This window comes from Acinetobacter sp. SwsAc5 (assembly GCF_013391485.1).
Lineage (GTDB): Bacteria > Pseudomonadota > Gammaproteobacteria > Pseudomonadales > Moraxellaceae > Acinetobacter > Acinetobacter towneri.
In genome coordinates this window covers 26,042-49,553 of sequence record NZ_JACAXD010000019.1, presented here as the reverse complement: position 1 = coordinate 49,553, position 23,512 = coordinate 26,042, and the positions used below count along the sequence as shown (strand labels likewise).

22 protein-coding genes are annotated in these 23,512 nt (G+C 41.8%); 15 read left to right on the top strand and 7 right to left on the bottom strand.

Annotated features, from left to right (window positions below; translation table 11 throughout):
- Positions 1-6 precede the first annotated feature (6 nt).
- The 7 genes from HYG89_RS11325 (at position 7) to HYG89_RS11295 (ending at position 6,962) form a co-directional block, all read left to right on the top strand.
- A complete protein-coding gene (locus HYG89_RS11325) occupies positions 7-273 on the top strand; it encodes an MmoB/DmpM family protein (protein ID WP_004971969.1) in 267 nt (88 codons plus the stop codon).
- Between the two features lie 92 nt (positions 274-365).
- Positions 366-1,892 (top strand): aromatic/alkene/methane monooxygenase hydroxylase/oxygenase subunit alpha, encoded by a 1,527-nt coding sequence (locus tag HYG89_RS11320; RefSeq protein ID WP_004971966.1) that lies wholly within the window; start codon positions 366-368, stop codon positions 1,890-1,892.
- A 117-nt stretch (positions 1,893-2,009) separates the two neighbouring features.
- Positions 2,010-2,372, top strand: a complete 363-nt coding sequence (locus HYG89_RS11315) for a phenol hydroxylase subunit P4 (protein WP_178867539.1) — start codon at positions 2,010-2,012, stop codon at positions 2,370-2,372.
- A 68-nt stretch (positions 2,373-2,440) separates the two neighbouring features.
- The gene (locus tag HYG89_RS11310) at positions 2,441-3,502 is read left to right on the top strand and encodes an NADH:ubiquinone reductase (Na(+)-transporting) subunit F (protein ID WP_004971960.1); all 1,062 of its coding nucleotides are present in this window, start codon (positions 2,441-2,443) and stop codon (positions 3,500-3,502) included.
- 189 nt (positions 3,503-3,691) lie between these two features.
- Entirely contained in the window at positions 3,692-4,612 is a 921-nt protein-coding gene (catA, locus tag HYG89_RS11305; protein ID WP_178867537.1) for a catechol 1,2-dioxygenase, read from the top strand.
- 155 nt (positions 4,613-4,767) lie between these two features.
- Complete coding sequence (locus HYG89_RS11300) at positions 4,768-5,640, top strand: transporter (protein ID WP_178867535.1); 873 nt, start codon at positions 4,768-4,770, stop codon at positions 5,638-5,640.
- 251 nt (positions 5,641-5,891) lie between these two features.
- Entirely contained in the window at positions 5,892-6,962 is a 1,071-nt protein-coding gene (locus HYG89_RS11295; RefSeq protein WP_372595709.1) for an ArsO family NAD(P)H-dependent flavin-containing monooxygenase, read from the top strand.
- 138 nt (positions 6,963-7,100) lie between these two features.
- Here the strand turns inward: HYG89_RS11295 and HYG89_RS11290 are convergent, their stop codons facing one another.
- Positions 7,101-7,793 (bottom strand): pirin family protein, encoded by a 693-nt coding sequence (locus HYG89_RS11290; RefSeq protein WP_178867531.1) that lies wholly within the window; start codon positions 7,791-7,793, stop codon positions 7,101-7,103.
- Positions 7,794-7,995: 202 nt separating this feature from the next.
- Positions 7,996-9,240, bottom strand: coding sequence for a L,D-transpeptidase (locus HYG89_RS11285; protein ID WP_178867529.1), 1,245 nt, complete (start codon positions 9,238-9,240; stop codon positions 7,996-7,998).
- 271 nt (positions 9,241-9,511) lie between these two features.
- Between HYG89_RS11285 and hemE the strand changes: the two genes are divergently transcribed.
- From hemE to HYG89_RS11260, 5 genes are all read left to right on the top strand, one after another.
- Positions 9,512-10,582 carry a uroporphyrinogen decarboxylase gene (hemE, locus tag HYG89_RS11280; protein WP_178867527.1) on the top strand — a complete coding sequence of 357 codons (1,071 nt, stop codon included), beginning with the start codon at positions 9,512-9,514 and terminating at the stop codon, positions 10,580-10,582.
- 76 nt (positions 10,583-10,658) lie between these two features.
- On the top strand, positions 10,659-11,492 hold the full coding sequence (locus tag HYG89_RS11275; RefSeq protein ID WP_178867551.1) for a DUF817 family protein: 834 nt from the start codon (positions 10,659-10,661) through the stop codon (positions 11,490-11,492).
- Between the two features lie 155 nt (positions 11,493-11,647).
- A complete protein-coding gene (locus HYG89_RS11270; RefSeq protein WP_168417733.1) occupies positions 11,648-12,118 on the top strand; it encodes a DUF3015 family protein in 471 nt (156 codons plus the stop codon).
- Between the two features lie 95 nt (positions 12,119-12,213).
- Positions 12,214-14,163 carry a DUF4105 domain-containing protein gene (locus HYG89_RS11265; protein WP_178867525.1) on the top strand — a complete coding sequence of 650 codons (1,950 nt, stop codon included), beginning with the start codon at positions 12,214-12,216 and terminating at the stop codon, positions 14,161-14,163.
- A gap of 105 nt (positions 14,164-14,268) precedes the next feature.
- A complete protein-coding gene (locus HYG89_RS11260) occupies positions 14,269-15,624 on the top strand; it encodes a diguanylate cyclase (protein ID WP_178867523.1) in 1,356 nt (451 codons plus the stop codon).
- An 89-nt stretch (positions 15,625-15,713) separates the two neighbouring features.
- Here the strand turns inward: HYG89_RS11260 and folE are convergent, their stop codons facing one another.
- From folE to HYG89_RS11235, 5 genes are all read right to left on the bottom strand, one after another.
- Positions 15,714-16,262 carry a GTP cyclohydrolase I FolE gene (gene folE, locus HYG89_RS11255; protein WP_171062567.1) on the bottom strand — a complete coding sequence of 183 codons (549 nt, stop codon included), beginning with the start codon at positions 16,260-16,262 and terminating at the stop codon, positions 15,714-15,716.
- A gap of 93 nt (positions 16,263-16,355) precedes the next feature.
- Positions 16,356-17,045, bottom strand: coding sequence for a Smr/MutS family protein (locus tag HYG89_RS11250; protein WP_168417735.1), 690 nt, complete (start codon positions 17,043-17,045; stop codon positions 16,356-16,358).
- Between the two features lie 15 nt (positions 17,046-17,060).
- A complete protein-coding gene (gene trpC, locus HYG89_RS11245) occupies positions 17,061-17,867 on the bottom strand; it encodes an indole-3-glycerol phosphate synthase TrpC (RefSeq protein WP_178867521.1) in 807 nt (268 codons plus the stop codon).
- Between the two features lie 21 nt (positions 17,868-17,888).
- Positions 17,889-18,935 carry an anthranilate phosphoribosyltransferase gene (gene trpD, locus HYG89_RS11240; protein ID WP_167846447.1) on the bottom strand — a complete coding sequence of 349 codons (1,047 nt, stop codon included), beginning with the start codon at positions 18,933-18,935 and terminating at the stop codon, positions 17,889-17,891.
- 17 nt (positions 18,936-18,952) lie between these two features.
- The gene (locus HYG89_RS11235; protein ID WP_004971915.1) at positions 18,953-19,537 is read right to left on the bottom strand and encodes an aminodeoxychorismate/anthranilate synthase component II; all 585 of its coding nucleotides are present in this window, start codon (positions 19,535-19,537) and stop codon (positions 18,953-18,955) included.
- 874 nt (positions 19,538-20,411) lie between these two features.
- Here HYG89_RS11235 and glnA point away from each other — a divergent pair.
- The 3 genes from glnA (at position 20,412) to ubiA (ending at position 23,416) form a co-directional block, all read left to right on the top strand.
- Positions 20,412-21,827, top strand: coding sequence for a type I glutamate--ammonia ligase (glnA, locus tag HYG89_RS11230; RefSeq protein ID WP_171287402.1), 1,416 nt, complete (start codon positions 20,412-20,414; stop codon positions 21,825-21,827).
- Between the two features lie 207 nt (positions 21,828-22,034).
- Positions 22,035-22,523, top strand: coding sequence for a chorismate lyase (locus HYG89_RS11225; RefSeq protein ID WP_004971911.1), 489 nt, complete (start codon positions 22,035-22,037; stop codon positions 22,521-22,523).
- 14 nt (positions 22,524-22,537) lie between these two features.
- Positions 22,538-23,416, top strand: a complete 879-nt coding sequence (gene ubiA / locus HYG89_RS11220; protein WP_131261595.1) for a 4-hydroxybenzoate octaprenyltransferase — start codon at positions 22,538-22,540, stop codon at positions 23,414-23,416.
- Positions 23,417-23,512: the final 96 nt, after the last annotated feature.

Genomic DNA, 23,512 nt, shown 5'->3' with positions numbered 1-23,512 from the left:
AGCAGCATGTCTAAGGTTTATCTCGCATTACAGGACAATGACACGTCGCGCTACATCATTGAAGCGATTGAAGAAGACAACCCAGATGCCACGATTCAATATCTGCCAGCCATGATTCGGGTAGAAAGCGAAACAGGTCTGATTGTTAAAGCAGAAACGGTATCTGAAAAACTTGGACAAGATTGGGATATTCAGTCTTTACAACTCAACATGATTACGTTGGGCGGCAACGTCGAAGAAGATGATGACAGTTTCCGTTTGCACTGGAACTAGGAATAAGGATGTGCACTGAGCCAATTTGAGTACAGTGCCGCCAGAACATATTGCTGCATAGATTGCCGCTAAAAAATTTAAGGATGATGAGCATGAATTCACAAGTTAAAACCCCAGCAAAAAAACTGAATGCCAAAGACCGTTATCGCGCACTTACTCGTGACTTGGATTGGGACTTTTCTTATGCAGACCGCAAAGAAGCCTTTCCATACGAAGAATTTGAAGGCATTAAAATTACAGACTGGTCTAAATGGGAAGATCCATTCCGTTTAACCATGGATGCTTACTGGAAGTATCAGGCAGAAAAAGAGAAAAAACTTTACGCCATTTTTGATGCTTTTGCGCAAAACAACGGTCAAATGAACGTGACCAATGAGCGTTATTTGAATGCCATCAAACTGTTTTTAACTGCGGTAACTCCGCTTGAATATCAGGCATTCCAAGGTTATGCACATGTAGGGCGTCAGTTCAGTGGTGTAGGTGCACGTATCGCATCACAAATGCAGTCGATTGATGAATTACGTCACGTGCAGACGCAAATTCATGCCATGAGCCATTACAACAAATTCTTTGATGGTTTTCAGGATTGGTCGCACATGCATGACCGCGTTTGGTACTTGTCTGTACCAAAATCTTTCTTTGAAGATGCGCGTTCAGCAGGGCCGTTTGAGTTCTTGTTAGCCATTAGCTTTGCCTTTGAATATGTATTGACCAACTTGTTGTTCGTACCGTTCATGTCAGGTGCAGCACACAATGGCGATATGGCAACGGTCACCTTTGGTTTTAGTGCACAGTCCGATGAAGCACGTCACATGACTTTAGGTCTAGAAATCGTGAAATTCTTGTTAGAACAACACGAAGATAACGTGCCAATCGTACAGGAATGGATTGATAAGTGGTTCTGGCGTGGGACTCGTCTGTTATCTATAGTTGGCATGATGATGGACTACATGCTGCCAAACAAAGTGATGTCGTGGAAAGAAGCGTGGGAAACCTACTTTGAAGAAGCGGGCGGTGCGTTATTTAAAGACTTGAGCCGTTACGGTATTCGTATGCCGAAATATTCAGAAGTAATTACCAAAGAAAAAGAACACGTGTCGCATCAAGCGTGGTGGATTTTCTATAACTTCGGTCATGCAGCAGGTTTCCATACTTGGATTCCAACCGATCAGGAAATGGATTGGTTATCTGAAAAATATCCAGACACCTTTGACAAATACTACCGTCCAAAGTGGGAGTTAGCACGCAAGATGGAAGCAGAAGGCAAGCGTTTCTACAGCGCAGGCTTACCGCAATTGTGCCAAATTTGCCAAGTGCCAATGACTTTCACCGAAATGGATGGCGATCCGACCATGTTTACGTATCGTGAGTCTGTTTATAAAGGCGAGCGTTACCACACCTGTTCAGATGGTTGTCACGATATTTTTGAACGTGAACCTGAAAAATATGTGCAGGCATGGTTGCCAGTGAACCAAATTCTACAAGGCAACTGTGGTGGCTTAGATTTGGAAAACATGCTGCGCGAATATTATCGCTTCAATGTCGGTGCAGATAACTTGGATATTGAAGGTTCACCAGACCAGCAACGCTGGAAAAAATGGAAAGGTGATGCGGCTTAACGCTCATTCACTATCTAAAGTAAATATCTAAAATTTAAGTTATTTCAAGATTCAAATTTAAAAGGATTTCGGTTTGAGTCATTTGCGGCTCAAACCACCCCAATACGGAGAATGACCATGTCAGTACGCGCTATTCGCCCAGATTACGACTTTGAACCACGCGACCTACAAAAACACTATGGCGACAACATTTTGGTGTATGTGGGTTGGGATCATCACACTTTATATTGTTCTGCACACGCCATGTTGGTTTCGCCGCAGCAAACCTTTCAGGAATTTTTGGATCAGCAAATGCAGGCGGGTTTCCATCAACATCCTGACTTTGAAAACATTAAATGGGATGAAGTGCAATTTACTTTAAACAAACAGGTAATTCAGCCACGCTCTGAACAGACCTTGGCAGAAATTGGCTTCGATCAAAAATCACTACTGCGTTTTGTGACCCCAGGACTGAATGGGTACAAGGGCGCACACGTTTAAAACAGTAAGATCACAACAAAATAAAGACAGCAAAGCACAGTCAGTAAGTACAAGACAGGAGGTCGCAGATGAGCTATCAAGTCACAATTGAGCCAATTGGCACAACCATTGAGGTTGAAGAAGATCAAACCATTTTAGATGCCGCGTTACGTCAAGGCGTGTGGTTGCCATTTGCTTGTGGGCATGGCACTTGCGGCACTTGTAAAGTCCAAGTCACCGATGGTTATTATGATGTCGGCGAAGCGTCACCTTTCGCGCTGATGGATTTGGAACGTGAAGAACACAAAGTGTTGGCGTGCTGCTGTAAGCCTGAATCAGACATGACCATTGAAGCCGATGTTGATGAAGACCCAGATTTCTTGGGATATTTGGTTCAGGATTATCAGGCCAAAGTCCTTGAGGTAAAGGACTTATCTCCAACCATTAAAGGTGTGCGCTTGCAGTTAGACCGCCCGATGGAGTTTCAGGCAGGGCAATACATTAACGTGCAATTCCCGGGTATTGAAGGCACTCGTGCCTTCTCAATTGCCAATGCACCAAGCGAACTAGGCATTATTGAATTGCATATTCGTCATGTTGTGGGCGGCAGTGCTACGACCTATGTGCATGAGCAGCTTGCGGCAGGCGACGCACTGGAAATTTCAGGGCCATACGGACAATTCTTTGTACGTAAATCGGATGATCAGGATGCGATTTTTATTGCAGGTGGTTCAGGTTTATCTAGCCCGCAATCTATGATTTTAGACTTACTAGAGTCGGGTGATACCCGCACCATTTACCTATTCCAAGGTGCGCGTGATGTTGCGGAATTATATAACCGAGAACTGTTTGAGCAGTTAGTCAAAGACTATCCAAACTTCCGCTACATTCCTGCATTAAATGCACCTAAAGCAGAAGACCATTGGACAGGATTTACAGGCTATGTGCATGAAGCGGTTGCCGATTATTTTGAGCAGCGTTGCGGTGGACACAAAGCCTATTTATGCGGCCCACCAGTCATGATTGATGCAGCAATTTCGACCTTAATGCAAAGCCGTTTGTTTGAACGTGATATTCACACTGAACGCTTCTTGAGTGCTGCCGATGGTGCAAGTGGTCAGTCACGTTCAGCATTGTTTAAACATATTTAAAAGTGGATAGGTGCTGCAATATTGTACTGAGCCTATCGAATTGCAATAGATAAAAAGTTTCCAAGGAAGTCGGTCAGTGTTGAGGCATTTAGCTCAGCACTGACACCATCATCAACACAGTAAGGCAGTGTCAAAAGCCAAAATAGCAATGCGACAACCAGCAAAGCCAAAATAGCCAAGGAGAGTTACATGGACCGTCAACAAATTGATACTTTAGTGAAGGAAATGAACGTAGACACCGCTACACGCCCTGTCGATCAGCGTGTGCAGCAAATAGTGGTGCGTTTAGTGGCAGATTTATTTCAAGCCATTGAAGATTTAGACATTCAGCCTTCAGAAGTGTGGAAAGGTCTGGAATATATTACCGATGCAGGCAAAGCCAATGAACTTGGTTTACTTGCAGCAGGTTTGGGTTTAGAACATTATCTAGATTTACGTGCCGATGAAGCCGATGCCAAAGCAGGCGTAACAGGCGGTACACCACGTACCATTGAAGGGCCACTTTATGTTGCAGGTGCGCCTGAATCAGTCGGTTTTGCGCGTATGGATGATGGTTCAGAATCAGACCATCTAGATACGTTAATTATTGAAGGTACAATCACTGACACCAATGGCAATATCATTGAAAATGCCAAAGTCGAAGTTTGGCATGCCAACGGTTTAGGTAACTATTCATTCTTTGATAAATCTCAGTCTGACTTTAACTTACGCCGTACTATTTTCAGTGATGCCAATGGTAAATATGTGGCGCAAACGACCATGCCAGTCGGTTATGGCTGCCCACCAGACGGCACGACTCAAGCTTTATTAAACAAACTAGGTCGTCATGGCAACCGTCCATCTCACGTGCATTACTTCATTTCTGCACCAGGTTACCGCAAACTCACTACGCAATTTAACATTGAAGGTGATCAATACCTGTGGGATGACTTCGCATTTGCGACCCGTGAAGGTCTGGTTGCAACAGCGGTAGATGTGACCGATGCTGCAGAAATTCAGCGCCGTGGTTTAGACAAACCATTTAAGCACATCACCTTTAACTTTGAATTAGTCAAAGACACTGCAAATGCGCCATCGACTGAAGTTGAACGTCGTCGTGCAAGTGCTTAATCCCACACCTTAAAACACAAAGTTTTAACACGTTCGCCAATACAGCATCAGCAAGTTCTTTGTTGATGCTGCCCTTAAAAGTCGGCTGTTCGCGCATGAATGATTCAGGCGCAGCAGGCAGACTTCATCAAAATTTCTATTGAATAGGATGTTCTATGAATAACAAAATTTGGGCACTCATGCTTTTGTGTGTCATGGCGACACACGTCAATGCAACAGAAAACGGTTTAGATACATTTGGATTAGGCGCAGAAGGCATTGCAGCAGGGGCTTTACCACCAGCTGGGGTATACTTACTCAACTACTATCAGAACTATCATGCCAGTGAGTTTAAAGACGGCCCAGACAATTTCCATGCCGATGTGAATGTCTATATTCCACGTTTGGTATGGATGACCCCCCAACACATTGCAGGCGGTCAGTTGGGTTTATATGCTGCACAGCCTTTGGTCGATTTGCGTTTAAATGTGATGGGCATGTCAGACTCTAACAGTGGTTTGGGCGATTTGATTATTGGCAGCATGTTGGGTTGGCATAAAGGCAATCATCACAGTATAGCTGCTTTAGAAGGTGTGCTCGCAACAGGCGATTATGAAGATGCCAATCCACAACGTCCTGTAGTTGCCAACTTAGGTAAGAACTACAACACCATTCGTCCTATCTTTGCGTATTCTTATTTGCAGCCGCAAGGTTGGGAGTTTTCCACCAAAATGTCTTATAGCTTCAACAGTGAAAATGACGACACAAATTATCAGTCGGGGGATTATTTCGCTGGAGATTATGCAATCGGTTATCAATTGAATGATCAAGTCAAATTGGCACTCGAAGGTTATGTATTTAAACAAACCACAGATGATGAAGTGAACGGTGCCAGTATTGGCAATAAAGGACAGGCGTTGGCATTTGGCCCTGCAATTCAATATAAGAAGGATAACTGGTCATTAGAGGCGAAGTTCCTGAAAGAAACCGAAGTGGAGCATCGTCCTGAAGGACATTCCACCACCTTGAAAATGGTGTGGGCGTTTTAAGGTCTAACTTTATCTAGCATTTGCTCTTGCAGCCTTGCAGTACAAAGCCAAGTTCTAGGACTTGGCTTTGCTTTTTTGGACATTCTTTTCTAAAAAGCTTGTTCTGTGGACTGAGTGTTAAATCAATGCTGTGCTTTATGTGTGTACTCTGCCCAAAAATGATCTAAAAGCTAGAGCAAAGATCATAGAGTAAACTGTTCACACAGGGTTAGAATCAAACATAGCATGTGCGTCTTGTATGCAGGAGAGTCATTTTGAGTCAAACAATTGATACCGATGTGATTATTATTGGTGGTGGACAAGCTGCATTAGCCACGGCTTACTTTTTAAAACGGCAAAAAATCAATTTTCTGATTTTGGATAATCAAACGCAAGCGGGCGGTGCGTGGCAACATGCGTGGGATTCTTTGCAGTTATTTTCTCCAAATACATGGAGTTCTTTGTCCGGCTGGTTAATGCCAAAAACCGAACAGGAATATCCAAAACGATTAGAAGTGATTGACTATTTAACAGCGTATGAAACACGCTATCAATTTCCTGTGCTGCGTCCTGTGCAGGTCGAAAAAGTCCTGAAGGAAGGCAATGATTTAATTGTGTGTTCGGCACAGCAAAGCTGGCGAGCCAAAGCCGCTGTGAGTGCTACTGGAACGTGGAGTCAGCCTTTTATTCCTGCTTATACAGGACGCGAACGCTTTTTAGGCACACAAATTCATTCGGCTCATTACCGCAATGCCAATGCTTTTCAGGGCAAAAGAGTCATGATTGTCGGCGGGGGTAACTCAGGCGCACAAATTTTGGCAGAAGTGTCTAAAGTGGCCGAAACCTTTTGGGTTACACAGCAGCCGCCAAGTTTTTTAGCCGATGATGTAGATGGTCGAGTTTTATTTTTACGTGCCACGGAGCGCTTAAAAGCCCAGCAGGAAGGTCGCAGTATTGAACAACCAATGGGGGGGGTGGGCGATATTGTGATGATTCCAAGTGTCAAAGAAGCACGGCAACGTGATGTCTTACATGGCCTGCCGCCATTTGATTATTTAACCGAACATACTGCAGTTTGGGCAGATGGGCGCGAACAGGAAATTGATGCCATTATTTGGTGCACAGGTTTTAAGGCAGCATTGTCGCATTTACAAAGTTTGAATGTGGTTAATGCACAAGGCACAGTCGATGTGTTAGAAAATCGAGCGTTACAACAGCAAAATTTATGGTTGGTTGGTTATGGCGATTGGACAGGCGCAGCCTCGGCAACTTTAATTGGTGTTTCCCGAACCGCACGGAATGTGGCAGAGCAAATTGCTGCGTATTTGCAGACAACAGCGTAAAGTCATTAACGTGACAAAAACTGTGTTTAAAAAATGAATCATGCAATTTCAGCCATAAAAAAGCCCTCTGTAGAAGAGGGCAAGAGGGTAACTCAAAAAATTAAAGATGCTCAATCATAATAAGGTGACAGTCAGGACTTACTGTTTTGGTAAATCAAACCAAATGAACTGGCTGTCTTCTTTTGCTTCAATCACAGCATTATCAGCAAATAACAAAGCATCGCCCGCTTTAACTGTTTGCTCGCCAATGGTGATTTCACCACGAATCACATGCACATAGTTAACAGCTTGTGTTGCTGCAACATCTAGCTGTTTTCCTGCTTGCAATACTGCAGTTTTCACTTCTGCTTGTTGGCGTATATGCATTGGTGCATTTTCATTCGGGCCTACAATCAGGTGCCATTGGTTCGGTTCGGCATTTGGGTCACGCTGAATTTGTTGGTAAGTCGGTTCTGCATTGCGTACATTAGGTTGAATCCAAATTTGCAACATGTGCACTTCTTCATCACCATTGTTAATTTCGCTATGCTCAACGCCTGTACCTGCGCTCATTAACTGCCATTCACCTGCAGTAATATGGCGTTCATTGCCCATGCTGTCGCGGTGGGAAATCGTACCACTTAATACACAAGTCAAAATTTCCATGTTGTCGTGTGGGTGAGTACCAAAACCATTATGTGCGGCAATACGGTCATCGTTAATGACACGTAAGGCACTAACACCCATATATTTCGGGTTATACCAATTACCAAAAGAGAAACTATGTTTGGTGTCTAACCACCCCATTTTTACATGACCACGATCTTCACTACGGTGTAAATAAGCATTCATGATAATGCTCCTATCATTTTTTTAACTTGAACTAATCTTAATCTTTTCACCGCAGCCGACCTAGAGGCGAACTGCAACATGCCGTTCTAAAATTGCAACATGTGTAGATTTTTTGCAGAACCTAGACATTTTAGAGTTTTATCGCGGCATTAAAAAACCCACGTAAAAACGTGGGTCTTTTGCGGTTTAAAGCGATCACTGATTATTCAAGGAATTTTACAGTCACGCCAGAACGTACTTTACGACCTAAATCGTTTGCATCCCAGTTGGTTAAACGGATACAACCATGCGACGCCGTTTTTGAAATGGTCGATGGGTTTGGTGTGCCGTGAATACCGAATGATTTTTTACTTAAACCAATCCAGATATTCCCCACAGGGCCGTTAGGGCCTGGTGGTAAAGACAGCGGTTTTAAGTTTTTGCCCTGAATAAAGTTACTTGGTGAATAGCTGTACCATGGGTTTGGTGCAACACCTGTCACTTTATAAGTACCTGTTGGCGATGGAGTATCTGCACTGCCAATGGTTGCTGGGAATGAGCCGACCATTTGGTTTTGTTTGTTGAACAAATACAGTTGTTTTGCACCTTTGTGCGCCACAATCAGGTGAATGTCTTCAGGTAAGTCATTGCGAACGTTGGTCACCAATAACTTTTCACCCACTTTATTAAATGTTGCATTCGGATTTAATTTCTTTAAGAAATTTTCATCCATGTGGAATTTTTCACCTAACATTTCACTTACGCGGGTGTAGTACAAGCCTTTCATTTTGGCTTGTTCTGCATAGTCATGCGGAATAGATTTCGCATAAGGACCTTTTAAGTCCGCTTCAGTAACCGTGTATTCTACAAATGCAGGACGTGAACCTTGACGTGCAACCAACGCATCCCAAGTTTCTTTGGTTAAAATACCCGTTGGGCTAATGCCATTCATTTGCTGGAATGATGCAATTGCTTTTAGGGTGTTCTTACCACTAGTGCCATCAATTGTACCTGGAGAAGCATGTGAATTGTTCAGCATCACGTGTGCACGTGCATACACAGGGAACTGACCTTTACCAATATTTTCATACCAAGTGGCATTATTTAAACCATCTAAAGTCCATGAAGCTTTTGGTGCTGCTGTGTTGGATGTAGCAGTTTGGCTTGCAGAGCTTTTTGTTGGTGCAGTGCCTACATCGGCAGTGGTATCTTCAGTTTTGTGTAGATCATCTAAGGTTTTTGAAGCCTTATTTAAATCATTTTGTTCTTGTTGCGTAATAGCAGTGTCTGTTGCATTTAGATTATTTTGTGCAGCCGATGCTTCTGTCGCTAAAGGATCAATCGGATCTTCAATAGCGGTATTGCTAATCACTTGTGGATTTAACGGTTGTTTAGCAGTAGATGCAGCAAAAGTAGTCCCTGCAAAAATGCAACTTAAACTCATTGCGAGTATTGTGCGAACCAACATGTAATTCAACCTTGAGAATTATTCATTTACATAGATAAAAACTAGCCAAGTATTGCAGAAAAACTAAGGAGATGCAGTAGTTGTTTTGTGTAAATATGCAAGATAACCCCAATTTTACAGTGACTTTTGTTTGTGTGATGTATTTCACATAAACGTAAGCTGAATTTGAACACTTAGAATAGGCTGAAAAGACGAGCAAGAAATGAAGTTATTAAAACTTCAACCTTTTTGATATGATGGCTGCAAGATTGAAAATGAGTTGGGAAAGTAAATGACGACCTTAAAAAATGATCGTTTTCTTCGTGCCTTATTACGTGAGCCAGTAGATTGCACGCCCGTATGGATGATGCGTCAGGCAGGACGTTATTTACCAGAATATCGTGCTACACGTGCGCAGGCAGGAGATTTTCTTTCTCTATGCAAAAATACTGAATTTGCCTGTGAAGTGACTTTACAGCCTTTGCGCCGTTATGAATTAGACGCTGCGATTTTATTTTCCGATATTTTAACCGTTCCAGATGCTTTAGGTTTAGGACTGTATTTTGAGGCAGGCGAAGGGCCAAAGTTTCATAAAACCGTACGTACTGAGCAAGATGTTGCCAATTTACCTAAATTCAATGCCAAGTCAGATTTAGACTATGTCATGAATGCAGTATCGACCATTCGTTCTGCTTTAGGCGGACAAGTACCTTTAATTGGCTTTTCAGGCAGTCCGTGGACATTAGCAACCTATATGGTAGAAGGCGGTTCAAGTAAAGATTTCCGCTATACCAAAAACATGATGTATGCACAGCCTGAAGTATTGCATGCGCTGTTAGGTCGTTTGGCGGATGCAGTGACTGAATATTTAAATGCACAAATTGATGCAGGCGCGCAGGCAGTTCAAATTTTTGACAGCTGGGGCGGTGCATTAGCACATCGTGAATATATTGAATTTTCACTGAACTATATGCAGAAAATTGTGTCAGGTCTGCAGCGTGAAAAAGATGGTCGTAAAATTCCTGTTATTTTATTCACCAAAGGTGGTGGTCAATGGCTTGAGCCAATGATTGCAACAGGTGCAGATGCCTTTGGTTTGGACTGGACAACACCATTGAATGTGGCACGTCAAACTGTGAATGGCCGTGCGGCTTTACAAGGAAACTTAGACCCTGCCACTTTATATGGTTCACCTGAAGCGATTGCCAAAGCTACTCGTGCAATGCTAGATGATGCTTACGCCAATGGTGAAAAAACTGGTTATGTGGCCAACTTGGGTCATGGTATTACCCAATGGGTTGACCCTGAACGTCCTAAAGTGTTTATCGATACCGTACATGAATACAGCGCTAAATATCTATAATAAAAGCAATCATATAGATCAGTTAGTTGTAGATGGAAATGGGTAACGTGAGCTTCAGTCGGGTCGTCAAATCATGATGTGGCGAACATGGCTGAAGTCAGGATTTGAATTTTCGACTAAGGCAGCTTCGGCTGCCTTATTTGGAATTTTATTGCTGATTGCATTTGCATTTACAGCACCTATGGCCAGTCAGGAATATTTTGGCTTTTTTCGTTATGACTATTTGCTGTTTTATGCCTTAATCATTCAGGTTTGTCTTTTATATTTAAAACTAGAATCTTGGGCTGAAGCCAAGGTGATTGCTTTATTTCATATTTTGGCAATGATCATGGAAATTTTTCTGACCCATCCACAGATTGCTTCATGGCAATATCCGCAACCTGCTGTGTTTAAAATTATGACTGTGCCGCTGTTTGCAGGCTTTATGTATTCAGCAGTTGGTAGTTTTTTTGCACGTTCCTTGCGTTTGTATCGGGTATCGTTACTGAATTTGCCAACTTTCCCGAATATGCTGGCTTTAGCGGTTTTGTCTTATATTAATTTCATGAGCAAATTTTTTATTCCAGATATTCGCTACGGCTTATTTGCGTGGAGTGTGCTGATTTTCTGGAAAACCAAAATCCGTTTTCAATTGCAACAGCATCAATTGCAGCTGCCAATGTTACCTATATTGTTGCTATTGGCATTTATTATTTGGGTGGCAGAGAATATCAGTACCTTTTATCAAATTTGGCTATATCCAAGTCAGGTCGATACGTGGCACATGGTGGGTTGGGGCAAGTTGGGGTCTTGGTACTTGTTGCTGCTATTGAGTCTGGTTTTAGTCATGCAAATACTTGGTATTCGTGATGCTCAAGGACGATGGACACTTAAAGATGAGGCTCCGAAAACAGACTCAATTCAGAGATGATCTTACGCTACAAAAATAATGCATGACTTTGGTATAAATGTTTTGCGTTCTTAGTCGCATCTCGCTATCTTAAAGCGGTGTAATAAAAGTTACACAAAGCAATAATAATGATTCGAAGCATAACTTTTCGGATAATAAATTTCTGGAGTACGACTATGATGAAAAAATTAGCATTGGCTGCAGTGTTGGCAGTAGGTTCTACAGCAGCATTTGCAGACCGTGATGCAGGTTGTGGTATCGGTTCACAAGTTTGGGCAGGTCAGTCTGGTAAAGTGGCTAAAATTTTAGCAGCAACCACCAACGGTATTTTTGCTAACCAATTATTTGGTATTACATTTGGTACTTTAGGTTGTAGCGGTACAGGTACAGTAACTGCACAAGTCGTGACTTTTACCAATGAAAATGCTGAATCATTGGCACGTGATATGGCAGTTGGTGAAGGTGAAAGCTTAAATGTATTGGCTGAATTGCTAAGCATTAAAGCTGAAGATAAAGCACACTTCTTTACAGTTTCTAAGCAAAACTTTGCTTCTATCTACTCTGCAGAAAACCAAACGTCTTTAGAAGTTCTGGCTTCTTTACAAAACGTAATGGCAAATGATGACGTATTAAAAGCATACGTTTAAGTTTGAATGAAAGCCCTGTGTAATTGCAGGGCTTTTTTATACCCAAATACAATGTTGAAATTCAAATTTGCCTATAAAAAACATATAAGATGTCCATGAAATTTTTTGTCTTGTGTACTGCTGCTTTTTTATCTCCTACGGTTTTTGCTTTATCTTCTGAAATATCAACCAGCCTGACTCAACAACTTTCTCCAAGTTCTGTGGCACAAAGGGCTGAAACTTTAGCCACATCTGCAAGCAATTATGTGCAAAAAGCCAAAGATTTGCACTTAGCAGAACAGGTGACTTGGCAGCGCTTAATGTATGCGCAGCAAGGCAAAAGTGAAGTGCAATATGCGGGCTATTTTGTGTCAGAACAAGGTGGAAGCAATTTAGACCAAGAGTTACTTCGCAATGTGCAGGCATTATTTGAAATAGCGCCTGCCAATCAATCGGTGCAGTGTAAATTTCCTGCACGTAGTCGCTGGTTGGTTGAACAATTACAAATTCCTCAACAAGATTTGGCGCAGGTGCAATGTCCTGAATTGGATGAATGGATTGGACAAATTAAACCTTATAAAGCGGTGCTAATTTACGCCACAGACTTTATGGGCAATCCAAGTTCTATGTTTGGGCATACTTTATTGCGCTTAGACCCGAAAGATCAAAAACAATTGAACTTAATTTCCTATGCGGTCAATTATGCGGCAACCGTGACTGGTAGTGAAGGTTGGTCTTATGCGTGGAAAGGGCTTACAGGGCAGTATCCAGGTGAATACTCACTGATGCCGTATTACCGCAAAGTAAAAGAATATGGCGATTTAGAAAGCCGTGACTTATGGGAATATGAACTGGCACTGAATGAGCAGGAAACCACATTTTTAGTGCAGCATATTTGGGAAATGAAGCATGTGCAATTTCCGTATTATTTTATCAGTGACAACTGTGCCTATCGCTTATTGGGCTTAATGGATTTGGTGCGCCCTGAACTCAATTTACAGCAGCAGTTTAAAGTCGCATCTATTCCAATTGAAACACTAAAAGCTGTAGAGCAGGAAAATTTAGTGGCCGATGTAGTCTATCGTTCTGCTTTGGAAACTCAGTTATTGGCGCAAGCCAGACAACATGGTACAGCGTTGGCAAAAACTGCCCATCAAGTGGCCGAAGCAGAACCTGAAAATGTGGCGGCAATTTTGCAAAATCACAGCCAAAGCGATCAAGCTAAAATTCTGGAAATGGCCTATGACGATTTGTATCTGAAGCTGATTGGACGCAAAATTGAAGCCAAAATTGCACAACCGCGACTGAGACAAATTTTAAGTTTAAGAAGTCAGATCAATTTAGAAAAACAACGTCAGGATGTCGCACGCCCTCAGGTTGATCCTGTGCAGGGGCATCATGCACGTAACTTTGCTGTGCGTACTGGCGAGGTGCAAGGCGAGCATTTTGTAGAGTTGAGTCATCGACAGGCTTACCATGACTTACTTGATCCGCAAGGTGGTTTTCGTACAGGGACGCAACTCAACTTTTTAGAAGCTTCTGTGCAATATCGTGAAGACCGCTTAAAACTGAATCAGTTAGATTTACTCTCGGTGAACTCTTATAACCCAATGACCGCATTTAAAACACCACTTAGTTGGGGCTTTAATTTGGGTTGGCAGCAAGAAGCCCTGAATTCGCACGGTGCTTTTAGCGAAACGGAACAGCATGGTGTTTTAAGTTTAAAAACACAGTTTGGTTATAGCGTGGCTAATCAAGCGCGTGAACATTTGTGTTATGTGCAAATTCAAAATCATGTGCAAGCGGGTAAGGCTTTAGACAAAGGCTGGCGTGTTGGAATTGGCCCAACACTGGGTTGTCAAAATATCTGGTCAGCACGCATGAATAGTTTGGTTCAGCTTGAATTACCGTGTTGGGAAGATCGTCACCAATGGCAATTTAAGCTGAACAGCCAGTTGCAATATGTACTCAACCCGCAGCATGTGTTGCGATTGGGTTGGGAATATCAACAACAGGACAAACAGGACTGGAACAAGACCAGTTTAGGCTATGTGCATTTTTTTTAAAGAGCTGTTGAATTTATACTGAATTGTAAAAAACCAGCTAAACAAGTTGAGTTGCTGGTGAAACCCGTTAAAATTTAGCAGTTTCTTTTGGCTGGGTTGTTGTGGATGTATCAAGAGTGTACGCATGAGCTTGCAGAGCAATGGAAGTCAATTTGCGAGCAATTTAAGCCAGAAGATTTGCAAGCGACATTCCAGTTTATTCAAGCACATGCAGAAGATTTTGTGATCGAGTTCTATCAGCAAATGTTGCTTGAAGAACATGCGACAGAATTTTTGTCTGCAGAGATGGTGAAGAATCGCTTAAAAAACTCTTTATATCAGTGGCTAATTTCCAGTTTTGAAGTTCCGTTTCAACACAATTATAACGAGATTGTAGAAAAGCAATTTAAAGTGGGCGATGTGCATGCACGTGTACAAATTCCATCTTGGCTGATTATTCGTGGTGTGCGCGTTATTATAAAAAAGGCTTTTGAGTTTTTTGCAACAGAAGCCAATAGCAACTTAAATCAGTTTAATTATTTAAGCCAAATTTTATGCTTTGCCACAGAAATTATGTGCCGATCTTATGAAATGAAGGTCGAAGTACATAATGATATGAAACATACCTATCGCTTATTTTCTGCCATGCAAGATGTTGCCGTGCACAAAGATCGACAACGCGGAACTTTGCTGGATTGGGAAAATGAACTGATGTTTCAGGTGGTGTCCGATCACACCAAAATGACGCAACCGATTTTATCTAAAACTGAATTTGGTTTATGGTTTATTCATAAAGCTGCTTATGCATTTTCCAATACTGAGCAGGTCGGTACAATTACCGATCGCATCTATCAAGTTGATGAATTAATTGAACAAATTAAGAATTCTGAAAGCCAATCCCATGCAGTTGAAATGATTCAGTTGATCCGCGCTAAAAACCGTGAAATTTTACATTTGATTGATCAAATTTTTCAGGTTTCAGAATATATCAACTCAGGGAATGATGCTTTAACTCAGTTACTGAATAGACGTTACTTAAGTACTATTGTGGCGCGTGAAATTAACTTTGCGCGTAAAAATAATACACCGCTGACTGTGCTTTCCATAGATGCTGACCATTTTAAATACATTAATGACCGTTATGGACATGCAGCTGGCGATGAAGCCTTACAATTTTTGGCAGATTCTATTTTGCAATATACCAAGGGCAGTGATTATGCATTCCGTATTGGCGGTGAAGAGTTTTTACTTTTACAGGTCGATACCAATGTAGAGCGAGCGTTAAAAGTCGCTGAAAATATTCGTAAACGGGTTGCGGACAGAACGGTCAATACTTCTACTGGGGCGAGCTTTAATTTCACCGTTAGTATTGGGGTACATGAATATGATGGTCACCCAGACTATCAACGGTTCCTAGATGCAGTAGATAAAGCTTTGTATGTCGCCAAAAATAATGGGCGTAATAATGTTTATATGGGCTAAACATATAGCTAGACACTAAAATGCAAAAATCCCGAAATCAATTTCGGGATTTTTTTATGTAGGCTTGATCTATTTAGAGCAAACGTCATTTAAAAACTTTCAGGCACTGCACTTAAAAACTCACGACGTGCTTCTTTATCGGTTTTAAAATCTCCCACAAAAGACACGGTACGTGTGGTTGATTCCTGTTTGCCTACACCGCGCATCATCATGCACATGTGGGCTGAATCAATGACTACAGCAACTCCGCGAGCTTTGGTCACTTCAGCTACAGCTTCAGCAATTTGCTGAGTCAGGTTTTCCTGAATTTGCAAACGACGAGCAAACATTTCGGTAATGCGGGCAAATTTAGACAAGCCCAATACATTGCCTTCTGGTAAGTAGGCAATATGCACACGACCATAAAATGGCAATAAATGGTGTTCACATAGTGAGTAGAACTCAATATTTTTAACCAATACCATTTCACGATTGTCGGATGGAAACACTGCATTATTGGTGACTTCGGCTAAAGTTTGGCTATAACCCGAAGTTAAATACGAAAAAGCTTTAGCAGCACGCATCGGCGTATCTTTGAGACCTGGACGATTAAGATCTTCACCAACGGCGGTTAGGATGTTTGCGTAGGATTGCTGCATAGACATAAGACGTGTTCACTTACACTGATATTGAACAAGGACGGCATTGTAACAGAAAACTATTGCAATGCCCTGTTTAAAAGATGAATCCGATTACTGTTTAAACTTTGGGTTCTTTTCACTGCGTTTAAGCAACACTAAAACCGCACCAGTACCACCTTGTTTTTCAGGCGCACTGACAAAAGCCAAAACATCTCGATGCTGACGCAGCCAACCGTTCACATAGGTTTTTAAAATGGCTTCAGGGCCTTTACCATGTACAATTTTAATCACGTTCTGGTTTTCATCTTTGGCCATTTGAATGATTTGCAGCACTGCAACTCGTGCTTCTTCTACGGTACAGCCATGTAAATCTACAGCTTCAAACCAGCGTAAGTTACCTGCTTTTAAATCTTCAAAGACTTTATGTTGCAGGGTTGCGATCCGATAACTCAATGCAGCTTGACTGCCAACTGGATTCAGCATGGCTTGTGTATCGGACAGCAAAGTTTCATCTGTTTCCATTGGTCCCATCGCTGCAGCACGTTTGGCCAGTGTTTGTGCATCAGGTTTTCTTCTGGCAGGTGTTTCAAGTTTAGCAATATTGCCAGCATCCATTTTTTGGACACCTTGCATTTGCTGATGAAACAACGCCAAATCATCTTCCTGCTGTTGCTCAGGCGTCTGAACTTTGGGTTCAGACGATTTGGCAATAGGAGAAGAATGTGGCTGAGTGATTTGCTTTTTAAAAGACTTCAGTAGCTTGTACTGTTCTTTAGAAAGCGAGGAATCATGTTTACTCATGGTACTTTGAATGAATTAAAGATTTTCAGGCTGACCAAACAGTGCCTGAAAGGCAAGGTCTGGACGTTCTTGTTTCATAAAGCTTTCGCCTACCAAGAAACTGTGAATATCGTGTTCCTGCATCATGCATACATCTTCAGGAGTCGCAATACCACTTTCTGTAACCAAAAGGCGAGAAGGAGGTAAAAGATTTTTTAAACGCAATGAGTTATTTAAATCGACCTGAAAGGTTTTTAAATCGCGGTTATTGACCCCTAAAATGCAGCGTTCAGACAGTTTTAGTGCACGTTCGAGTTCGCTTTCATCATGCACTTCTACCAACACATCTAAATGATGTTCAAACGCCGTTTCAGACATTTCTTGCAATTGCTGATCGGACAAACAAGACACAATGAGCAAAATACAGTCCGCATGCAAAGCACGCGCTTCAATCACGCCATAAGGGTCAATTAAAAAGTCTTTACGCAGGGCGGGTAGGCTGCAGTGCGAACGGGCAATTTGAATATTTTCATCTGCACCCTGAAAGAAATCTATATCTGTGAGTACGGATAAGCAGGCTGCTCCTGCGGCTTCATATTGCTGTGCAATTTCGGCAGGATTGAAATTTTCACGAATGATGCCTTTAGATGGAGATGCTTTTTTAATTTCGGCAATTACAGCAGGGCGTTTTCTGTGCAAGGCTTGTGCAAAGCCACGTACAGGTGTTGCTGCACGTGCCAATTCTTCTAAGTCTGTATAACTACGTTGCTTCAGACGCTCGGCAAATTCTTCCTGCTTACGTTCTACAATTTTACCTAAAATTGTATTTGTAATATCAACCATGATGATTCTTCCTAACCTGTCTTAAGCTTCATACTGTTTAAGCGTTTTGGTAAATTCAGACAACACGCCCATTTTTTCCAAAGCTTGTCCACCATAAATAATGTCATGTGCCAAAGCCACACCTTGTTTGTAGCTTGTGGTTAGACCAGAAACATAGATACCCGCACCCGCATTGAGTGCAATCATATTGGCCGCTTTTTCGCCTTTGTCTGATTTGTTTTTGCCCAAAGCATCTTTAATCAAACTCAAGCTTTCAGCTGAGTTTTCTACAATCAGTCCTGTTAAAGTTTGAGATTCAATTCCCACGCTTTCAGGGGTAAGTTCCCATTCGGTAATTTCACCATCTTTGAGTTCTGCAACATAAGTGCTCGAAGCAAGGCTAATTTCATCTAAACCATCTTTAGAATGCACCACCATGACATGCTCAGCACCGAGCTGTTTCATCACTTCTGCAATCGGGCGGCATAATTCATTGCTAAACACCCCAATGACAAAACGCTTTACACCCGCAGGGTTAGTCAATGGCCCAAGCAAGTTGAAAATACTGCGAATACCTAACTCTTTACGCGGGGTAACCGCATATTTCATGGCTTTGTGATGATTCGGAGCAAACAAGAAACCCACGCCCATTTCACGAATACAGCGCTCAGTTTGTTGCATGTTTAAATCAAGATTAATGCCTGCTTGCTCAAGTAAGTCAGATGAACCTGATTTGGTTGAAACACCACGGTTACCGTGTTTGGCAATGGTTGCACCTGCCGCTGCAATCACAAAAGCAGAGGCGGTAGATACGTTAAATAGGTTTTGACCATCGCCACCTGTGCCGACAATATCCACGAGGTAAGGAATATCACTGACATCAATTTTGATGGCAAATTCACGCATTACACGTGCAGCAGCAGTAATTTCATCAATGCTTTCGCCTTTTAAGCGTAAGCCCATCATCAATGCACCAATTTGAGCATCTGTAGCTTCGCCCGACATAATCGCGCGCATCACATCTTCCATTTGAGGCTGAGTCAGGTGAATTTGTTTTGTAATATGGTTGAGTGCTTGTTGAATATTCATGTGATTTGACTCGCTCATTATGCGTAAATTTCCAAAAAGTTTTTAAAGATTTGATGACCGTGTTGGCTCAGGATCGATTCGGGGTGAAATTGCACGCCTTCAACAGGCAAAGTTTTGTGCTTCACGCCCATAATTTCTTCCATCGAACCATCTGCTTCTTTGGTCCAGCATGTCACTTCCAGACAATCTGGCAAGGTTGCTTGATCAATTACCAACGAGTGGTAACGGGTTGCAGAAAATGGTGAAGGCAGATTGCTAAAAATACCTGTGTTGCTGTGGTACATATCCGATAAACGACCATGCATCACGGTTTTAGCGCGCACAATGTTTCCACCAAAGGCTTGTCCGATACTTTGGTGTCCTAAACACACGCCCAGTAATGGAATTTTGCCTGCGAAATGCTGAATGGCAGGAATAGAAATCCCTGCTTCAGATGGAGAACAAGGGCCTGGGCCAATCACCAAATACTTGGGTTGCCATCGCTCAATATCTTCTAAAGTCACGGCATCATTACGAACGACTTTTACTTCCTGATTTAACTCGCCAAAATACTGGACGATGTTGTAGGTAAAAGAGTCATAATTATCGATCATTAAAAGCATGAGCTAACCTATTGAAAATTGAACACTTTAAGTGCTAAAGAGTCTAAGATAATTTGCTTTATTCCTGCGCCTATAATGAGAAAGGACTTTATTTTTCTTGTTGAAAAGAAGGTGGAATAAGGAAGCGCTTATCATCATAGCAAAAAATAAGCATTTTCTGCGGACTATTTATATGATAATCCCTGTTAAAGCTTATCAGCGCATTCACCAGTTCATAGATTTTCAAAGCTTATTACACATTGTTCAAGTTTGATCTGAAAGAAATGATCACTTGATCAAGCAGGGTCATTCAGCAGTCATATTTTAGCTTCACACTTATAGATAACGTAAAAAATGCGCTAAAAAGTAGCATCATGGCGCATGTTATTAGCGGTTCACGTCAGGCAGTTTGATTGCAAAACATCGATAGAAAATACAAATATGTAGTAAAGGTATTTTCAATCAGCTTGCTCGAAAAGAATACAGATTTAGGATTTTTAAACGATCTTATTATTTTTGCTCAATAAAAAATAAAGTGTTGTTTAATATTGTTGAATAATTTGCATTGCTCAATGAAAGTACGGCACAGCAAAATACTTGCATAGATACAGTTTGAGCTATTTTTTGATCTACAATTCAACAGAAATAAAACATAAATGCACTAAAATGGTGCTATGTTTTGCAGTTTTAAATCAAATCAAATGAACAGTGTTTGAATATGGTGCAAATCGTATTTCTGACAGTATAATAGCGACAAAGTAATTTTTTTAAATGATGTATTCTCATACGGAATTCATGGTTTTAGCTTTGCTTTTAAAAGTTGGTACGCTAATTGCTTAATAACTGCCAACTACTAACACGCACTTTCGGGTGCAACAAAAAACATCGGAGCAAAATGAGCATGGCGAACAAGGTCCTTCAACTCATCCAAGAAAGTGGTGCAAAATGGGTCGATTTCCGCTTTACAGATACTAAGGGTAAAGAGCAGCACGTAACTTATCCTGCAGACAGTATCGATGAAGATACTTTTGAAGACGGTAAAATGTTTGATGGTTCTTCTATTGAAGGCTGGAAAGGAATCGAAGCATCAGACATGATCTTACGCCCAGATGCCAACACAGGTTTCATTGACCCGTTCTTTGCAGAACCAACAGTGGTTGTAACGTGTGATGTTATCGAACCATCGACAGGTCAAGGCTATGACCGCGATCCACGCTCTATTGCTCGCCGTGCTGAAGAATACTTAAAATCGACAGGTATTGGTGATACTGCTTTCTTTGGTCCAGAACCAGAATTCTTCGTATTTGACGAAGTAAAATGGGACATCGATATGTCTGGCGCGCGCCACACATTAATCGCTGAAGAAGCTGCATGGTCTACAGGTAAAGACTACGAAGCTGGTAACTCAGGTCACCGTCCACGTGTGAAAGGCGGTTATTTCCCAGTACCACCAGTAGATTCTTCTCAAGATATGCGTGCAGATATGTGTGCAAAAATTGAAGAAATCATGGGGCCTGGTCGTGTAGAAGTACATCACCACGAAGTTGCATCTTGCCAGTTAGAAATTGGTGTGAGCTTCAATACCATGGTGCGTAAAGCTGACGAAGTGCAACAGTTCAAATATGCAGTTTGGAACGTTGCGCATCAATATGCAAAAACTGCAACCTTTATGCCTAAACCAATGGTAGGCGATAACGGTTCAGGTATGCACGTACACATGTCTATCTCTAAAGATGGCAAAAACTTATTTGCAGGTGATGAATACGCAGGTTTGTCAGAAATGGCGTTGTACTTCATTGGCGGTATTATCAAACATGCCCGCTCTTTGAACGCGTTGACTAACCCATCGACCAACTCATATAAGCGTTTAGTACCGCACTTTGAAGCACCAATTATGTTGGCTTACTCAGCGCGTAACCGTTCTGCATCTATTCGTATTCCTTACGTGTCTAGCCCGAAAGGCAAACGTATTGAAGCACGTTTCCCTGATCCAATGATGAACCCGTACTTAGGTTTTGCGGCATTGTTGATGGCGGGTCTTGACGGTATTCAAAACAAGATTCACCCAGGTGAAGCTGCAGATAAAAACTTGTATGACCTTCCGCCTGAAGAAGAAGCAAAAATCCCAACTGTGGCACACAACCTAGAAATGGCGCTTGATGCTTTGAAAGAAGATCACGACTATTTATTAAAAGGTGGTGTATTCACCAAAGACATGCTTGATGCTTATATCGAGTTGAAAACTGAAGATGTACGTCGTTTGAACACGACGACTCACCCAGTTGAATTTGATATGTACTACAGCTTGTAATACATCAAAAATCTTAAATTTGAAAAACCCGCTTCGGCGGGTTTTTTGTTTTAGATGGTGCAATCATGGTTTTGAATTGGCATGGATTTTATCAAAATATAAGAATTCGCTTAATTTTTTTGGATAATTGCAGGGAATTGCGCCATCGGTCACAAAACTTTGCCTAAATTTGGGCTACACTAGGCTATCTTGTTAAGGTGGCGGAACATGCGAACACAGCCTATTTTTCCCAAGCAGGCAAATCTGCCTTCTGAATTAAAAACATGGCTATATGCAGCAGGTTCTTTGACCCAACAACTGACTCAGCTCGCAGGCGGACAATTTAAAGTTGAACCACTGCAGCAATCTTTTCAGCGTTTAAATTTACAAGATGCCCAGTGGATGCAAATGCCACATTGGCACACTTCATGGGTGCGTGAAAGCTATTTATATGGGTGTGATGAACAGCCATGGGTCAAAGCCAAAAGTATTTTTCCGATTCTAAGTTTGCAAAGCAAAGCCCGTTTATTTCAGCATATTGGCAATAAACCCATTGGCTGGTTTTTATTTCAGCGTACCAATCCGTTGTGTCAAAGGCGTGTGGTTTTGCTCGATGAAGGTTGGACACGACAGAGTTGCTATACTTGGCATGGCTGTAAATTTATTGTGCAAGAAACTTTTTTACCGCGTTTTGAGCAATTTATTCAACAACATTAAGATACGAGATTGGTATGGCATTGGCACAGCAGATCACGTGGCGTGAGCGTTTAGAAGCATATTATTATTTGTGTCGTTTCGATAAACCGATTGGCACAGAACTGGTGTTTTGGCCAACCATGTGGGCCTTGTGGATTGCTAATCAGGGCATGCCGTCTATCGGGATATTAATCCCTATGATTCTGGGCACAATTTTTATGCGCGCTGCAGGCTGTGCCATTAATGACTTTGCTGACCGTAAGGTAGATGGTCATGTAGAGCGTACCAAAACACGTCCTTTAGCCACGGGTGTGATTAGTGCCAAAGAAGCAATTTATGTATTCTTAGGTTTGGTTGCACTAAGCGCAGCCATGTTGTTATTTTTACCAATTGAAACTTTCTATTGGTCATTTGGGGCATTATTTTTAGCGTTTATTTATCCATTTATGAAACGCTACACTCATTTACCGCAAGTGTTCTTGGGAGCGGCATTTTCATGGTCTATCCCTATGGCTTATACCGCTGTAGGTGCAACGCCTGATCTTACTTGTTGGTTATTGTATTTTGGCAATTTGGCGTGGACTGTGGCTTATGACACCCAATATGCAATTACTGACCGTGAATATGATTTGAAAATTGGGGTGAAATCTACCGCAATTTTATTTGGTCGCTATGACATTCAGATTATTTCATTGTTGCAAGCGGGCAGTGTGCTTTTGATTGGTACGGCATTGTGGTTAGAAAATTTATTGATTCCGTTTGGTTTAGCGGCGTTATTGGTGGTGGTTGCAGACTTTATATATCAATGGAGTAAAACTAAAGATAAAGATCCGCAACGTTGTTTTTGGGCATTTCGTCATAACCGTTGGGTAGGGCTGATTATTTTTTCAGGAATCGTATTGGCTTTAATGTAAATATTTCTGTGCGATAAAAAACTGAGCAAAGCATCTGATGGTAGTTTGGTCAGGTGCTTTTTTATTCGATCGCTGATCAATTTTTGCTGTTAAAAA

Coding starts and splice junctions, on each gene's coding strand:
- HYG89_RS11300 (WP_178867535.1), top strand. CDS start 4,768: ATGAATAACAAAATTTGGGCACTCATGCTTTTGTGTGTCATGGCGACA.
- HYG89_RS11320 (WP_004971966.1), top strand. CDS start 366: ATGAATTCACAAGTTAAAACCCCAGCAAAAAAACTGAATGCCAAAGAC.
- folE (WP_171062567.1), bottom strand. CDS start 16,262: ATGCAGCAATCCTACGCAAACATCCTAACCGCCGTTGGTGAAGATCTT.
- HYG89_RS11285 (WP_178867529.1), bottom strand. CDS start 9,240: ATGTTGGTTCGCACAATACTCGCAATGAGTTTAAGTTGCATTTTTGCA.
- trpC (WP_178867521.1), bottom strand. CDS start 17,867: ATGGTTGATATTACAAATACAATTTTAGGTAAAATTGTAGAACGTAAG.
- ubiA (WP_131261595.1), top strand. CDS start 22,538: ATGGCATTGGCACAGCAGATCACGTGGCGTGAGCGTTTAGAAGCATAT.
- HYG89_RS11315 (WP_178867539.1), top strand. CDS start 2,010: ATGTCAGTACGCGCTATTCGCCCAGATTACGACTTTGAACCACGCGAC.
- HYG89_RS11310 (WP_004971960.1), top strand. CDS start 2,441: ATGAGCTATCAAGTCACAATTGAGCCAATTGGCACAACCATTGAGGTT.
- trpD (WP_167846447.1), bottom strand. CDS start 18,935: ATGAATATTCAACAAGCACTCAACCATATTACAAAACAAATTCACCTG.
- HYG89_RS11250 (WP_168417735.1), bottom strand. CDS start 17,045: ATGAGTAAACATGATTCCTCGCTTTCTAAAGAACAGTACAAGCTACTG.
- HYG89_RS11235 (WP_004971915.1), bottom strand. CDS start 19,537: ATGCTTTTAATGATCGATAATTATGACTCTTTTACCTACAACATCGTC.
- HYG89_RS11325 (WP_004971969.1), top strand. CDS start 7: ATGTCTAAGGTTTATCTCGCATTACAGGACAATGACACGTCGCGCTAC.
- hemE (WP_178867527.1), top strand. CDS start 9,512: ATGACGACCTTAAAAAATGATCGTTTTCTTCGTGCCTTATTACGTGAG.
- glnA (WP_171287402.1), top strand. CDS start 20,412: ATGAGCATGGCGAACAAGGTCCTTCAACTCATCCAAGAAAGTGGTGCA.
- HYG89_RS11275 (WP_178867551.1), top strand. CDS start 10,659: ATGTGGCGAACATGGCTGAAGTCAGGATTTGAATTTTCGACTAAGGCA.
- HYG89_RS11265 (WP_178867525.1), top strand. CDS start 12,214: ATGAAATTTTTTGTCTTGTGTACTGCTGCTTTTTTATCTCCTACGGTT.
- HYG89_RS11290 (WP_178867531.1), bottom strand. CDS start 7,793: ATGAATGCTTATTTACACCGTAGTGAAGATCGTGGTCATGTAAAAATG.
- HYG89_RS11225 (WP_004971911.1), top strand. CDS start 22,035: ATGCGAACACAGCCTATTTTTCCCAAGCAGGCAAATCTGCCTTCTGAA.
- HYG89_RS11260 (WP_178867523.1), top strand. CDS start 14,269: ATGTATCAAGAGTGTACGCATGAGCTTGCAGAGCAATGGAAGTCAATT.
- catA (WP_178867537.1), top strand. CDS start 3,692: ATGGACCGTCAACAAATTGATACTTTAGTGAAGGAAATGAACGTAGAC.
- HYG89_RS11270 (WP_168417733.1), top strand. CDS start 11,648: ATGATGAAAAAATTAGCATTGGCTGCAGTGTTGGCAGTAGGTTCTACA.